Annotated in this window: 19 protein-coding genes; 10 read left to right on the top strand and 9 right to left on the bottom strand. The window is 49.7% G+C overall.

Going from position 1 to position 14,466, the window contains the following annotated elements; translation table 11 throughout:
• Positions 1–27: 27 nt before the first annotated feature.
• The 6 genes from FOC35_RS22315 to FOC35_RS22340 all read right to left on the bottom strand — a co-directional run bounded on the left by FOC35_RS22315 (position 28) and on the right by FOC35_RS22340 (position 3,375).
• Positions 28–1,137, bottom strand: coding sequence for an SDR family oxidoreductase (locus FOC35_RS22315; protein ID WP_016535929.1), 1,110 nt, complete (start codon positions 1,135–1,137; stop codon positions 28–30).
• A gap of 317 nt (positions 1,138–1,454) precedes the next feature.
• On the bottom strand, positions 1,455–1,613 hold the full coding sequence (locus tag FOC35_RS22320) for a YqaE/Pmp3 family membrane protein (RefSeq protein WP_016535928.1): 159 nt from the start codon (positions 1,611–1,613) through the stop codon (positions 1,455–1,457).
• A 338-nt stretch (positions 1,614–1,951) separates the two neighbouring features.
• The gene (locus FOC35_RS22325) at positions 1,952–2,305 is read right to left on the bottom strand and encodes a DUF1304 domain-containing protein (RefSeq protein ID WP_016535927.1); all 354 of its coding nucleotides are present in this window, start codon (positions 2,303–2,305) and stop codon (positions 1,952–1,954) included.
• 40 nt (positions 2,306–2,345) lie between these two features.
• Complete coding sequence (gene fumD / locus FOC35_RS22330; protein ID WP_016535926.1) at positions 2,346–2,561, bottom strand: fumarate hydratase FumD; 216 nt, start codon at positions 2,559–2,561, stop codon at positions 2,346–2,348.
• A gap of 229 nt (positions 2,562–2,790) precedes the next feature.
• The gene (locus tag FOC35_RS22335; protein ID WP_172570256.1) at positions 2,791–3,060 is read right to left on the bottom strand and encodes a hypothetical protein; all 270 of its coding nucleotides are present in this window, start codon (positions 3,058–3,060) and stop codon (positions 2,791–2,793) included.
• 135 nt (positions 3,061–3,195) lie between these two features.
• Positions 3,196–3,375: a hypothetical protein gene (locus FOC35_RS22340; RefSeq protein WP_227317680.1), complete on the bottom strand. Its 180-nt coding sequence runs from the start codon at positions 3,373–3,375 to the stop codon at positions 3,196–3,198.
• Between the two features lie 270 nt (positions 3,376–3,645).
• Between FOC35_RS22340 and FOC35_RS22345 the strand changes: the two genes are divergently transcribed.
• Both FOC35_RS22345 and FOC35_RS22350 read left to right on the top strand, forming a co-directional pair.
• A complete protein-coding gene (locus tag FOC35_RS22345) occupies positions 3,646–3,873 on the top strand; it encodes a hypothetical protein (RefSeq protein ID WP_172570257.1) in 228 nt (75 codons plus the stop codon).
• A 104-nt stretch (positions 3,874–3,977) separates the two neighbouring features.
• Positions 3,978–4,871 carry a GGDEF domain-containing protein gene (locus FOC35_RS22350; protein ID WP_254065329.1) on the top strand — a complete coding sequence of 298 codons (894 nt, stop codon included), beginning with the start codon at positions 3,978–3,980 and terminating at the stop codon, positions 4,869–4,871.
• Positions 4,872–4,952: 81 nt separating this feature from the next.
• Here the strand turns inward: FOC35_RS22350 and FOC35_RS22355 are convergent, their stop codons facing one another.
• Positions 4,953–5,507, bottom strand: coding sequence for a GNAT family N-acetyltransferase (locus tag FOC35_RS22355; RefSeq protein ID WP_172570259.1), 555 nt, complete (start codon positions 5,505–5,507; stop codon positions 4,953–4,955).
• A 66-nt stretch (positions 5,508–5,573) separates the two neighbouring features.
• Positions 5,574–6,056 (bottom strand): GNAT family N-acetyltransferase, encoded by a 483-nt coding sequence (locus FOC35_RS22360; protein ID WP_172570260.1) that lies wholly within the window; start codon positions 6,054–6,056, stop codon positions 5,574–5,576.
• Positions 6,057–6,387: 331 nt separating this feature from the next.
• On the opposite strand from FOC35_RS22360, the gene FOC35_RS22365 reads away from it, so the two are divergent.
• The gene (locus FOC35_RS22365) at positions 6,388–7,614 is read left to right on the top strand and encodes a diguanylate phosphodiesterase (protein WP_172570261.1); all 1,227 of its coding nucleotides are present in this window, start codon (positions 6,388–6,390) and stop codon (positions 7,612–7,614) included.
• 391 nt (positions 7,615–8,005) lie between these two features.
• On the opposite strand, the gene blc is transcribed toward FOC35_RS22365, so the two are convergent.
• Positions 8,006–8,530 (bottom strand): outer membrane lipoprotein Blc, encoded by a 525-nt coding sequence (blc, locus tag FOC35_RS22370; RefSeq protein ID WP_172570262.1) that lies wholly within the window; start codon positions 8,528–8,530, stop codon positions 8,006–8,008.
• Between the two features lie 119 nt (positions 8,531–8,649).
• Here blc and FOC35_RS22375 point away from each other — a divergent pair, with 119 nt between their 5' ends.
• The 7 genes from FOC35_RS22375 to FOC35_RS22405 all read left to right on the top strand — a co-directional run bounded on the left by FOC35_RS22375 (position 8,650) and on the right by FOC35_RS22405 (position 14,435).
• The gene (locus FOC35_RS22375) at positions 8,650–9,378 is read left to right on the top strand and encodes a MerR family transcriptional regulator (protein ID WP_172570263.1); all 729 of its coding nucleotides are present in this window, start codon (positions 8,650–8,652) and stop codon (positions 9,376–9,378) included.
• Positions 9,379–9,608: 230 nt separating this feature from the next.
• On the top strand, positions 9,609–10,043 hold the full coding sequence (locus FOC35_RS22380) for a nuclear transport factor 2 family protein (protein WP_172570264.1): 435 nt from the start codon (positions 9,609–9,611) through the stop codon (positions 10,041–10,043).
• Complete coding sequence (locus FOC35_RS22385) at positions 10,040–10,759, top strand: SDR family NAD(P)-dependent oxidoreductase (protein WP_172570265.1); 720 nt, start codon at positions 10,040–10,042, stop codon at positions 10,757–10,759. The genes FOC35_RS22380 and FOC35_RS22385 overlap by 4 nt, the downstream gene beginning before the upstream one ends.
• Entirely contained in the window at positions 10,756–12,012 is a 1,257-nt protein-coding gene (locus tag FOC35_RS22390) for an NAD(P)/FAD-dependent oxidoreductase (protein ID WP_172570266.1), read from the top strand. The genes FOC35_RS22385 and FOC35_RS22390 overlap by 4 nt, the downstream gene beginning before the upstream one ends.
• Position 12,013: 1 nt before the next feature.
• A complete protein-coding gene (locus FOC35_RS22395) occupies positions 12,014–12,727 on the top strand; it encodes a DUF1365 domain-containing protein (protein ID WP_172570267.1) in 714 nt (237 codons plus the stop codon).
• Between the two features lie 5 nt (positions 12,728–12,732).
• Positions 12,733–13,953: a cyclopropane-fatty-acyl-phospholipid synthase family protein gene (locus FOC35_RS22400; protein WP_172570268.1), complete on the top strand. Its 1,221-nt coding sequence runs from the start codon at positions 12,733–12,735 to the stop codon at positions 13,951–13,953.
• Positions 13,950–14,435: a DUF2878 domain-containing protein gene (locus FOC35_RS22405; RefSeq protein WP_172570269.1), complete on the top strand. Its 486-nt coding sequence runs from the start codon at positions 13,950–13,952 to the stop codon at positions 14,433–14,435. Before FOC35_RS22400 ends, FOC35_RS22405 begins: the two co-directional genes overlap by 4 nt.
• Positions 14,436–14,466 lie beyond the last annotated feature (31 nt).

Below are 14,466 nucleotides of genomic sequence, written 5' to 3' on the forward strand. Positions count from 1 at the left end.
AAAAGGGAGCATTTGCTCCCTTCTTCGTTATTTAAAGTCGACTTTCATCAGCTCGGGGATCGAGTATTCGCGAGTGGTTTCCACGCAACGACTGATATAGTCCACGAAGCGCGGCGGCGGAGACATGCCCAGGTCCAGCAGCTTCTCGTTGGAGAAACGCACGTTCAGCATCGAGAATTCACCGTACAGGCGCATTGCCCTCAGCATCAGGCGTTCGTTACACGGCCCGTAAATAGACTTGAAGCTTCTGCGGCTCTTCACCAGCTCGCTGTAATCTACCTGCTCGTAATTGGTGCAAATTGGCTGCTGGTTAAGCGCGCCGGACATCGCCATATCAATATCGGCAAAGCGGGTGCTGCTCACGTCGCCGGCGGAAATATGGTAGACCTTCTCTTTCAGAGAGTCGCTCTTCGCCAGCAACAGCAGCGCTTCAGCGCAGTAGTCCACCGGGATAACGTCGATGTTATCGTCGAGCGAGCACATGAATTTGCCGAGCATCAGCACCATGCGGAACACCCAGAAGATGCTGCTGGACGGGCGGCAGCCCTGCTCGCTGTGGCCAACCACGATGGACGGGCGAGCGATAACCAGCGGCAGGTTCGGGAACTGCTCGGCCATCATATGTTCAATGGTGGACTTGGACCAGGTGTACTGAACCAGATGCTCTTCTTCCGGCTTGCGGGTCATGCTTTCGGTCACCAGAGTCCCGGCTTCCGGCACGCAGGACATCGCGGTGCCAACGTGCAGGAAACGCTCCAGGCCTTCAACCTGTGACATTCTGCGGGCAAACTTCAGGGTGCCCTCAACGTTAACTTTCCAGATCAGCGCATTTTCGCCAAAGGAAGCCACCGCCGCGCAGTTTATAACGTGAGTAACCTGCGACAGTCTTTCGTCATCAAGGAAGTGTTCCGGCTCGGCCAGGTCGCCCAGCAGGATATTTTTTTCGGTGATCCGCGCCAGTTGCGCTTCGTCGCAGCCAAAGTTAACCAGGTTATTCCTGATTCTTGCCACGCCCTCCTGAGGCGAATTCGCTCGCACCAATAATAAAACAGAGCTAAAAGAGGATTCAGAAAGTGATCGAGCTAAAACCGCGCCGCCCAGGAAACCTGTAGCGCCGGTTATCAAAAGATGATTCATTATTATAACCTCAGGAGTGAAAACATGGGCATAGTAAGGCCGCTAAAATAAACGCTACCTCAATAAACCGGATTACCTTAGCGTATTGCCCGGCGCTTTCGTGTAACGGTTTGTACATCCTTGTTTTACAAAGACTTTAAATAAAAAAATAATTCCTGGCGAAATTATTTTAACTATTTATTAATGACAGGATTATTAAGAAAACCTTAATAACAGATAAACAAAAGCATTATTTTTGCAGGTTGAGGAACTCTTTTTAATTTAAGTGAAATAAATAGCCCACCGAAGTGGGCCGAGCTGGCGATAACCGCAGCAGATCAATCCCGGGTCTGCACCCAGAATGCATGGATGAGCCCCGGGATGTAACCCAGCAGCGTAAGAATGATGTTTAGGAGGAAAGCCCAGCCAAACCCCTTGCCGAGCAGCACGCCCAGCGGCGGCAGAATAATAGTGAAAACGATGCGCCAGAATCCCATATAAACTCCTGATAAATTCGCTTAGTCCATTCAAAAAAACAACACAGAACTTAAAGCATAGACGAATCTGAAAAACTCTTCAGGCCGATTATTCTGGAAAATTTAGTTTCAAAATTCATAATTAGAAAATATCACCCTCCGGCTCTTGCCAACGCCCCCGACTCAGGATAATTTCGAGCCTTCGCTGACGCTGTGAACCCTCATTCCGTTAGCGAAATATGCCTATATTTCTCCTCCTCTGGGGGGACCGGAACCACTTTAAAAACGATCCGGTCGATCACCTATTATATTAATGATGATAGCCTTGTGGTGACCCGGCATGGCCGGGTTTTCTTCGTTTATACTCCGCTGAGTAACGCAATTAATGCCAGCGCAGCGGGTACTGCCTGAACATAAAGAATTTTTTTACTCGCAGTAAAGCCGCCAAATAACCCTGCTATTAATACGCATATTAAGAAGAATACTTTAAATTCATAGCCCGCGCTGCTCGCCAGCAGGCCATAAATTAACCCGGCAGCTAAAAAGCCGTTATACAGCCCCTGATTGGCCGCCAGCGTTTTGGACTGGGTGGCAAACTCCGCAGACAGGCCAAAAGCCTTGCGTCCGGTGGGTTTATCCCAAAGCAGCATTTCCAGGACCAGAATATAAACGTGAATCAATGCGACCAGAATAATAAGGATGCTGGCAATCATAGGCGGTTCCTGATGGGGTTATGTTCTGAGTAAAAGGGGCTTACAGTTCGTAGCCCAGCGCTTTAATAACATGCTCCATGGCTTCTTCCGTCAGCGCCGAGCGTTTGATTTTGTGGTTGGCCAGCATCGTTCTTACCACTCCGGCAATGACGATATGCTTTGGCTCCTGCCCGAGGTCGCGCATCTCCAGCACCACCTTTCCCACAACGCGGCACATTTCCTGATACAGCTCATCGTCTTTTGCTTTTTTATCCATCTTGCCTCCGGCTTATCTGTTTGATCTTACAGTAGCATTTAAGTTGCTTATTATTAAATGGAGAAAGAGCAGAATGGAGAGCTTAGCCGCTATTTTGTTCATGTGGCTCAGGGCTTAATTGATGATAAAGGCGTGCTCACGCAGCATCGCTTTTTCTGACTTGTATGGCGGGTTTACTGAACAAAGATGAGAGCCGGGCGGCTCTCATTATTAGCAAAGCTCGGTTATATTAATCCCACTTAAACGTAACGCCGGCACGGGCTGTACTGCTGCTATCGCGATCGTATTTAGAATAAGGGTCGGTCAGCAATTGACGTTCCGTTTTGTCCAGCCTGCTGAACATATCCGGCTTTTTGTTCGAATCATTATTGACGCAAACATTGCCCCGGCAGCCTTCTTCTTCAGCTTCGGTCCAGACTAGTTCGGACGCCGGTTTATTTGCGGCATGGGCCGCCGTGGCGCACAGTAGAGTCGTGCAAAGAATGAGCATCTTACTCATGAAACCTCCATTTGATAATGATAACCACTATCAATTATAACATTTGGGTATGAAAAGAAAACCGGGATTTAAACGTTGGTTTAACTGATGTTAAAAAACAGCCCGTGGGCCGTTTTCTTGAGTTGCAGTCTGGTTTTATCCCAGAATGAGCAAATCAACCGCCCTTTGTACCGCCAGGTCGTCCAGATTGTTTGCGTAAACCACCTGCACCATATCGGCTATAGATTCCCGCGATATTGCCTGCTCCCGGGCAAGCAGCTGCATCACAGCCGTACCTACCACCTGCAACATGTCGGGATGAAATTCCTCAGTCACGCTTTTATCCATACCTATAGCCACTCCCTTAAAATTCCCTGAATGCTAAAACTAACACAACAAGATCGGCGAAAAACCGGGATTCAATCCGGAAAATTCCTCCGGGCGCGGCGTGCCTCATTAACTCATTGAAACAACTCCGCAACATATAGCGAAATTTTTTATGTCTGAATTTTACAGCCATTGCGATGCCTGACTGACAATCACCTCGTCAACGCCGCGCAAAGCTTTTATCATTGGCGGAGGTGCGGGTATTGAGAAGGAGCGAACATGTTGCAATTCGATGTTTTTGGCCGCCGGGTCGGCGTAAAGCGAGTCGGTGAGCAATGGCTGCTCTACCGCGTTGACCCCAACGAGGGTAAATCATCACGCATTTATGACGTCGCGATCCCGCCTTATTTAACGGTAGAGGAGCTATCCGGCTGGCTGGGCGATATTTATCACGAGGCAGCAACCGAGCGGCATCCTGATGTTCGCTTAATTGATACGGACGAGTAGTGTTCCAGGGTGCCCATTTGCCAGCGGCTAAAACAATATAATATTATATCCCCGGCTGCCTGAATAATTAGCACTTATGCCCCGAAGTTAGCAAAGGAATGAAAATGAACTTTAAAATACACGACAAGCTTATTGAAGGGGCCGGGTCGGCACGCGGATTGCTCTATCGAATGATTATCGCATTCGTCTGTTTTACAATGACGATAATTTTTATTCTGGCGTTTACCATAGGTAACCCGTCCAAAGTTAACTTCTATTTCCTTATTAATACCTGCACCGTTTTAATTCTGACATGGATCATAAGAAAGTCATTTAACATTCAATCAAAAGAAAAGCACCTTGCGATTTTTAGGATCAGTTTGTTTCTTTTGTTAAATTCAAGTCTTGTGTCCCTTGCCGGTGGGCTGGGAGTGATAGACCGTGATTCAGCATCGCTGGTTGCAGCGCTTCTTTATGCCCCGGCTATATTTCTTATCACGCTGTCCTTCAATAACTTCGTCAAATACATAAATCGGAATTACAAAGCCGCAGTCAAATTATCATTAACTGATGAGTTAACGGGGCTGCCAAACAGAAGGCATCTTAATATAAAGTTAAGAGAATTAGAGCCGAAAAGTGGCACCCTTTGCATTATCGACATCGATCATTTCAAGAACATAAACGATACTTACGGCCATGATTTTGGTGATAAAGTTCTTAAAGATACGGGATTGCAATTAGGGGCATTCATCTCCGAAGACATTTTCATTGCCCGCTCAGGAGGCGAGGAGTTTGTGGTTATTATATTTAACAACACAGATGCGGAAGAGTTTATCAATAAAATAAAAGCCTCAATATCCTGTAAAGATCGTAGCGGCGAATCCATTACCCTGAGTATAGGCGTTGCTGTAAAAAAGAATCATCACTCATCGTCCCACATTCTTACCGCCGCCGATGAAGCACTTTATAAAGCGAAAAGGAATGGGAGAGACTGCATTATTTATGCCCCTTCTTGCTGACAATCTGAGTTATTTATACTAAGTCTGCCGACCTTTTCAGGCCGGCGGCGTGGCTTAAACGCACTCGGCATCTGCTTAGCTTCAGTTCAACGCCTGGACCATCACTTTCCATTCTTTACTGAGTAAGGCAAAGACGAAAGTATTGTCATACTTTTCCGTCCCGTCTTCGGTCGTAAATGAAACAAACTCCATAAAACAGCCTTCCTGCCGCATATGAAGACGCTTGCAGAGCCTCAGAGACGCATGATTGTAATCTTCAACATAGGCATACAGCCTTCTGGCTTTTTTTACAGTAAACAAATAATGGAACAGGGCCGTGACGGATTCAGTCGCAAAGCCCTGCCCTTCATAACGCGGGTTGAAATGCCAGCCAACCCCCCAGGTATTCGGATCTGGCTCATCATGATTATCAGCAAAAAGATGCCCGATAAGTTCATCCGTTTCCTTCAGGCATACGGCAAATTGGCCAGGATCCCCGGCTCTTTTGCTTACCTCTGCTTCAGCCTGTGCAAGAGAGTTTATTTTCTCGTCATAAAAACAGGGCGCGCGAGGCGATGAGAGATAGGCAAACAGCGGCGCGGCATCTTTGTCTTCAAATGAGCGAATGATGAGCCGCGTTGTGGGGGTGACTAACATGAAAGCCTCGTTTCGTCGGATAATTTTCGCAAGCTCATCATAGTATTCTTGAATATAGGGTAAATTCTATTCCGAGTGCTTTATCGTTTTACTCATGTTTATGCCCGTGATGCCAAACCCCGTCGTTTCGTAAACATGCCGGGCACGGGCGTTATCTGCGGCAACACGGAGTTTTATCTGCTCAAACCCCTGCTCCTGCAAACTCAGTTCAAAAGCCAGGAGAGCCTTTTTAGCCAGGCCTTGCCCCTGGTAAGCATTGAAGATGTAAAAATCGTAGATAAATACGCTTCGTTGAACAAAATCGGGTTTGTACCAAAGGTAGCCGACATGCCTCCCAGCGCTGTCCACCGGGTCAATTAAACACAGGAGAACTTGTCCTGGTGTATTGACGCCATCGGGGAGCAGCATGGCTATTTCCTGTTCGGCTTTTGCTACAGGATCATGACCAGAAAGCGGATAGTTTGAGGCAATTTCCTGCGCATAATCCGGAATGAAATATTTAAGATAGCAAGAATACTCTTCCGCAAGCATTCGTCTGAGTACAATCATTGGTTAATTTACCTCATTCTGTGAGTGAATGATAAAGGCCATAGTGACTAGTTAACGTTATCGGAAAGATGAGTTCCATCCTTTTTCCGCAACAACAGCGTTCCGTCTTTACCCCCCCATTCAGACCGCAGCATTCGCTGCTGGCATATGACAGAATAGTGATTGTCAAAACTCGGACTGATGCGTACCCTAAAATCAGCTGATGATTAGGCCGTTTGCTTCTACAGGCCTGAGGCCTGCCCCGTCCCCGTCGAATGAACCAAAAGCATGACAGGTGTGGCTTCATTCTCTCGAGTAAAGAGCCTTAAAAGAATGGCTGAAAGGAAAAAAGATGCTTACCACGTTGATATACCGTAGCCAGGTAAATTCGGACTGGGCACCAGCCGATCTTCAGATGCTCGTCGATACAGCGAGTCGTAACAATACCCGGCTCCATCTCACGGGCATCCTGCTTTTTAATGGTGGCGAATTTTTCCAGGTTCTGGAAGGAGAAGAAGCTGTCATTGAAGCACTTTTCACCAGCATAAGGGCCGACACGCGGCATTGCGGAGTGGTTGAGTTGATGCGCGATTATTCGGCGTATCGCCGTTTTCATGATATGGGCATGAACCTGATTGATTTACGCCGCCGTAAGAAAAAGGATGAGTTGGAAAAAATACGCTATTTGAGTTTGTTCAGAGGCGATAACAGCTACGATGACCGAATGTTCAGATTAATAAGAACATTTATTGAACATGGTGGCAGGTATATCCCGAAGCCAGAGTTCAGTTATTCTCTGTGGACCAACAATAGCCATCCACTCTTTAGTGATAAACAGTGGCCAAAGTCTTTTGCAAACCATCCCTGCCAGTTTGCGCTTCAACCCATCATCCACGCATTGTCAGGTAAGATCTCTTCTTATGAAGCTCTGATTCGTAGCGCATCCGGAGGCTCGCCAGAGGAAATGTTTAAGAGTATTCCGCCAGAGAAGCTGTACGCTTTCGATCTCGAGTCCAAGGCATACGCATTTGCTCTGGGAGGACAGATGCTGAAGAAAAACGATAAGATAGCGGTTAATCTTCTTCCACGTGCGCTCTGCGCTATTCCAGATGCAGTAGATACGTTACTTAAGCAAGTCAGAGAAGCCGGGCTAAAACCTGAACAGGTTATTATCGAAGTGACTGAGGCAGAATTTATCTCCGCATTTGATGTTTTCTATCAAACGTTGAAAGAGATACGCACGGCTGGGCTGGGACTGGCTATTGATGACTTTGGTGCCGGATATTCAGGGCTGACATTATTAACCCGATTCCAGCCGGATAAAATAAAGTTGGATATGGCTCTTGTCAGAGATATACATCTAAGCGGGGTAAAACAGGCGGTAGTCGCGTCTATCGTTCGGTGCTGTGAAGACCTGGGAATAACGATTATTGCGGAAGGCGTCGAGAAAATGGAGGAATGGTGTTGGCTTCAGTCAAACGACATTCATCTATTCCAGGGATTTCTGTTCTCGCGGCCATGCCTGAACGATGCAGGAAACATTAACTGGCCTGTCAGAATAGTGCCCCCCACGTTGTAAACGTTCGCGAAAATTCTGAGACGGTAATGAAGGAGATATAAACATGTTCAGACATTTAATTTTCTGTTTTTTGATGCTCTTAACTTTGTCAGTAAGTGCTGCGAATGGGGGCAAGGGTTCTGATGGAGGAAACGGTTCTGACGGGGGCAGCGCTGATAACACGCCGGGCCGGCCCGGGTGCCCGGGAGGCTCGGATCCTGATTCCAATGGCAGATTTTACCTTCCAGGTACTCAAGAGCAATGCAACCCTGGTAAGCAGGATTCTTTAAAAAAAACGCGGTAATCTGCAATTGAACTGAAAAAATTGACGGTAAATCATACGATAAGGAATAAACCTCTTCAGTAGCCGCCGTCAATTTACCAGAGCATTGCTCTTTCTGCATTCGTCAGATTATTGGTTGACCCAGACTAATCGCTCTACCCGGAAACCCAGGCTGCGGGCAGTATCGAGATAATCCTGTTTCACCGTTTCAGGAACAGTTGATGTACGAGACAGGAGCCACAAATAGTCCCGGTTAGGGCCGCTAACCAGCGCATACTTATAATCTTCATCCAGCTTAATCACGTTATAGCCACCATAGAACGGGCCAAAGAACGAGACTTTCAGCGCTGCGATGTTCGGCGCACCGATAAAATAGGCTTTACCCTCGCTCTCACTCCACTGTTTTTTCTGAGGATTAAATCCGCGGTTAAGAACACTAATCCCGCCATCACTGCGTTCCCCGTAAGTGGCCGTCACTTGCTCAAGGCCACGTTCGAAGCGATTTTCCAGACGCGCCACCTCATACCATTTTCCCAGATAGCGCTTCGCATCAAAGCCGGTGATAGGTTTGACACCTCGCGGAGGCGTGGGTGATTTACAGGCCACTAAAGTCAACGCGATAGCAACCCCGGTCGCTACAGGCCATAGCTTCATGAGAACTCCTTTCATTTGCGCGATTGAAAGTAAAGTGTAGTGTAAACACCCCACACTTCATTCAACACGGGATCATTCGTAGTATATTAAGAACATTATTTGTCATCAGGTGTATTTTTATGCCTTACTCCATCGGAGAATTTGCCAGACTTTGCGGGATCACCGCAACCACGCTTCGCGCCTGGCAACGTCGCTACGGCCTGCTTAAACCTCAGAGAACCGATGGCGGGCATCGGCAGTATAGTGATGATGACATCCAGCAGGCTCTCACAATCCTTGACTGGGTGAGAAAAGGGGTTCCCGTCAGCAAAGTTAAACCTCTCCTGGCTCGCCCGAAATCACGCAGTACAAACAACTGGCTTACCCTGCAGAACACGATGCTGCAGCGGCTGAAGGAAGGAAAAATCGAGTCCCTGCGCCAGTTAATTTACGATTCAGGCCGTGAATATCCCCACCCGGAACTGGTCACGGAAGTTTTGCGCCCGCTGCGTAGCCGGGTGGCAGCCAACATACCGGCAATGCTGACCCTGCGTGCGATTCTCGATGGCATGATAATTGCCTACACCGCGTTCTGTCTTGAAGGGGACAAAAAAGCACCGGGCGAAAATTATCTGATTACCGGTTGGCACCTGACCGATACATGTGAAATATGGCTGGAAGCGCTCAAACACACAGGTCAGGGTAATCGTATTGACGTGCTTCCCTCCTCGCCTTCTGTTCTGGCTCCAGAAATCTTCCCCGAGAGAAAATGGATCCTGGTCACCAGTTGCAAAATCACAGCTGCCCGCCAAAAGCAGATTGACACCTGGCAGAAGCAAGTGACTACACTCGACATAATCTCTCTTTAATCTCGCCTATCCAACATGCCCGTCGTTAATCATAAATTCCCGTCCTGGGCAGTTCTCCTGTGTAAGATGCCTAAAGACAGCAAAATAACTGCGCAAAAAAAAAGATAATCAACTATCAGAAATAATTAAATATAAAAATATATCCCACCCTAAAGTTCGACAAATATTAGTTATTGTGCAAATTTTAAATAGACAATGACATCTTTATCTCTGCCGCCATGGTGAGCCACATGAGTGCAACAACATCTGTTATCAGTCGGTTTATTAACTACTACGCGGAGCTGGATATCCAGCCACCCTCAGCGCTGGTCGAACTGTATGATCCCGGCGCTACACTTGTCGATCCATTTGGTAAACATGAGGGGCTACCTGCCATCGAGCGGTATTTCTCATGTCTGCTGGCCAACGTAGTGTACTGTCGTTTTTCCGTTGACCCGCCCATTTGCCATAATCATCGCGTTGTCGTGACCTGGACTATGCGTTGGTCTCATCCCCGTATTGCAGGAGGAGAAGCGCTCGCCCTGGAGGGGTGTTCTCTTGTGGATATTCAGAACAACCTAATCGTTCGCCAGCGCGACTACTACGATGCGGGAGAGATGATATATGAACGCATACCCTTTCTGGGGTGCGCGGTCCGCGCAGTGAAAAGGAGAGTGCGCTCATGATGACTGTCCTCATCACGGGCGCAAGCTCCGGGATTGGAGCCGGGCTGGCAAAATCATGGGCCGATGAAGGCTGCCACATTATTGCCTGTGGCAGGGATTTAGCCAGGCTTGAAGCCCTGCAGAGGTACAGCCCAAACATTACCCTACGCCTCTTCGACATGACAGACAGGGATGCCTGTCGCCGGGCGCTGGCCGGATGTGATGCCGACCTGATTATTCTCTGCGCCGGAACGTGTGAATATTTAGATAAAGGTGAAGTGGACGCCGCACTAGTAGAGCGAGTGATGACGACAAATTTCCTTGGGCCGGTAAACTGTCTTGCGGCACTTCAGGCACAACTGGTTTCGGGTAACCGAGTGGTGCTGGTTAGCTCTATGGCACACTGGCTTCATTTTCCGAGAGCTGAGGCATATGGCGCCTCCAAAGCCGCGTTGACATGGTTTGCCAACAGCCTGCGCATGGACTGGGAGCCAAAAGGCATAGACGTGACAGTGGTCTCACCGGGCTTTGTTGACACGCCGCTGACCCGTAAAAATGATTTTGCAATGCCCGGTCAGGTGAGCGTAGAGAGTGCGGTAAAGGCTATTCGTCGCGGCCTGGCAAAAGGCAAAAATCATATCGCCTTTCCGGCAGGCTTCAGCGTAATTATGCGGTTGCTGGCAAGCCTCCCTGTTTTTTTGCAGCGCGTGCTGCTGCGCAGGATGGTGCGTTCATGAAAATCGCAATTATCGGCAGTGGCATCGCCGGGTTAACTTGTGCCTGGCGCCTCGCCGGCCACCACCAGGTCTCCCTCTTCGAAGCAGAAGCCACCGCAGGAGGGCATACTGCCACAGTGGATGTCAGCACGCCCCAGGGTGAATATGCCATCGATACCGGGTTTATCGTTTACAATGATCGCACCTATCCCCGCTTTATCGGCCTGCTCAGCGAGCTGGGCATTCGCGGCGAAAAAACGCAAATGAGTTTTTCTGTACATAACCCACAGAGCGGGTTGGAGTACAACGGCCATACCCTGACCTCTCTGTTCGCTCAGCGCCGTAACTTTGTAAATCCTGTATTTTGGGGGCTGCTAAAAGAGATAGTCCGTTTTAATCGCGTTGCGAAACAGGCGTTAGTCAGCGCCGATGAAAACACCACGTTGCAGACCTTTCTGGATCAGCAAAAGTTCAGCAACTTTTTCGCGCGCCATTACATTCTACCGATGGGGGCAGCCATCTGGTCATCCTCGCTGCAGGAAATGCGCCGCTTTCCACTGCCGTTATTTTTACGCTTCTTTGAGCATCATGGCCTGCTTGATATCACCCACCGCCCGCAGTGGTATGTGGTACCTGGCGGTTCGCGTGAATATGTCCGCGCTATACTAGCCCAACTTGGCGATCGCCTGAACCTGCACCTTAGCTCGCCGGTGCAGCAAATTATCCGTTATGACGAAGGCGTTAAGATAGCGCTAGCAGACTCAAGTCATACCTTCGACCAGGTGATTTTTGCCTGCCACTCAGCACAGGCGCTGGCGATGCTTGAGGCCCCATCGAACACCGAGCGAGAAGTCCTGGGAGACATCGGCTGGCAGCGCAATGAGGTTGTACTTCACAGCGACTCACGCTGGCTACCCTTGCGCCAGAGAGCCTGGGCAAGTTGGAACTATCGACTTAGCGCTCACGATAGGGCCAGCGCATGCGTTACCTACAATATGAATATTCTGCAAGGACTACCAGATGGAAGCCCTCTGTTCTGCGTAACCCTCAACCCGGATACGCCAATAGAAGCACGGCACATCTGGAATCGCTTCGTTTATGAACACCCGCTGTTTAATCCTAAAAGTTGGCGCGCCCAGGCACGCCGCAGTGAAATTAACGGGCGCAGAAGAAGCTGGTTTTGTGGCGCTTACTGGTACAACGGATTTCACGAGGACGGGGTGCGTAGCGCGTTGGATGTAGTGAAAGGTATCGCCGATGGAGCGGGCAAATAAAATGAACAGTTGCCTGTATCACGGCGTTTTGCGCCACCGCCGCTTTCAGCCTAAAGCCCACCATTTTCGTTACAACGTCTTTATGGCCTTGTTCGATCTTGATGAGCTTGATGGCCTGCCGCTTGTGGGGATCCGACGTAATCAGTTTGCCGTCGCTGCATTTTACGATGTGGATTATCCGCTCGGTTCTCCGCTAAAAGAAACCACTCTCAGTCGGCTGGAAAAGCTGACAGGAGAACGTTCTGATGGACGCGTCATGCTTCTGACCCAACTACGCTATTTCGGCCTTCACTTTAATCCGGTCAATTTTTATTACTGCTTCGATCGCTCAGACGCGCTTTGCTGGGTGCTCGTTGAAGTACGCAATACCCCGTGGAACGAGCGTCACTATTACGCAGTGGACGCCAGTGCGGTGCGACCGATTCAGAAGGCGTTTCACGTCTCGCCGTTTAATCCAATGGACATGACCTACCACTGGCGTTTTAACAGTCCCGGTAAAACGCTACACATGCATATAGAAAACCACCAGGAATCTAAGGTGTTTGACGCTACATTACTACTCAACCGGCAGCCGCTGACGCAAAAAAATCTGACGTCACTGCTGGCGCGAATACCGCTGATGACCCTTAAAACCGTTCTGGCAATTTACTGGCAGGCTCTGCGGCTGTGGCTCAAGCGCTTGCCGCTCTACAATCATCCCGCTAACAGGAGCTAACGCCCATGACCGATCCCGCCTTTGCGCTTGACCTCGACATCCCGCGCAACGTCCGTATCGCGCGATGGTTGCTCTTGCGTCTGATGAGCGGCATCCGTGTAGGCTCGCTGACCGTTCGTGAAGGCACGCATTGCTTACAATTTGGCGACGCCTCCGCCTCACTTCGTGCTGAAGTACAAATCCTCGTCCCCGGCGTGTACTGGCGTCTGCTTACCGGAGGAAGCCTGGCCGCAGCCGAGGCCTGGATAGAAGGGGAATGGGAGACTCACCAGCTCACTCCACTACTGCAAATTCTGGCGCTTAACGCCCATGTACTGGGGGGAATCGAAAGAGGTTTTCGGCTGCTGGGCAAACCTGTTGAGCGGCTTCGCCACTGGACGCGTCGTAATCACCGTAAACAGGCACGGGACAATATCTCCGCCCATTACGATCTGGGTAATGCGTTCTATGCCCAATTTCTTGATAAAGAGTTGCTTTATTCCAGTGCGCTGTTCAACGGCGATGAACAGGATCTTACCCAGGCTCAGCGCGCAAAAATGGCGCGCCTGTGCAACCAATTAGCGCTGACCCCCAGCGATCATTTGCTGGAGATAGGCACAGGCTGGGGGGCAATGGCGGAGTATGCGGCGCGTCACTATGGCTGTCGCGTCACCACCACCACGCTGTCACAGGAGCAGTACCGCTGGGCAATAGCGCGGATTGCACGTGCGGGGTTGCAAGACAAAGTAGAAGTTCTCTTGTGTGATTATCGCGACCTGACGGGCGAGTTTGACAAGCTGGTTTCGGTCGAGATGATCGAAGCCGTAGGGAAACGTTACCTGCCTTCATTTTTCCGTACCTGTCAGGCACGTTTACGGCCGGGCGGTAAAATGGCCATCCAGGCCATCACCATTCAGGATCAGCGCTACCACGACTACAGCAAAAGCGTCGATTTTATCCAGCGCTACATCTTCCCCGGTGGCTTTTTGCCGAGCATCACGGCAATGAACAATCTGATGACCCGCCATACTGATTTTGTCGTACGCAACCTGTACGACATGGGACCGGACTATGCCCGCACTATTGCGCACTGGCGTCAGCAATTTGTCCACGCCTGGCAGGATATTGAAAAGCTGGGTTTTGATGACAAGTTCCGCCGTATGTGGCTCTACTACTTTGGCTACTGCGAGGCCGGATTTAATGCGCGCACCATCAGCGTGGTACAACTAACCGCAGAACGGGTATGAACCGCTATGTGCACATGTTTCTGATGGCAATCGCGTTCGATCTCTATTGGACGCTGGTGGTGCTATTTCGTGAGCGAGGCCTTTTTTTGTGGCTCACTCTCGCAATTCTCGCTTGCCTGACGCTAGTGCCTGTACACCGTCTTTACGCCCTGCTGCTCGCCGCAGCAGGAAGCGGTCTTGATGCACTCTGGGCGTGGATAGGGCTGATACACTTCAACGGCAACGGCCTCCTGCCACTGTGGATGGTGGCGCTGTGGCTGATGTTCGCCACAGTCTGGACCAAACTGCTCAGCGTAACAACGTTTTCACGGTGGCTGCTGACGTTATTGGCTACGTTTAGTGCTCCGGTGGCTTACCTTCTCGGCAAACACCTGGGTGCCATTACGTTTCTGGAGCCGCCCCCTATTGTCCTGCTCTGGATGGCGTGGGGCTGGCTGGGCCTGATGCTGTTTTTTCTCTTTCTAATGGGGAAACGACGATGAGAACCGTTTTATTGATGATGCTTTGTCTGGC

Origin of the sequence: Cedecea sp. FDAARGOS_727, assembly GCF_012273235.1 — a bacterium.
Lineage (GTDB): Bacteria > Pseudomonadota > Gammaproteobacteria > Enterobacterales > Enterobacteriaceae > Cedecea > Cedecea davisae.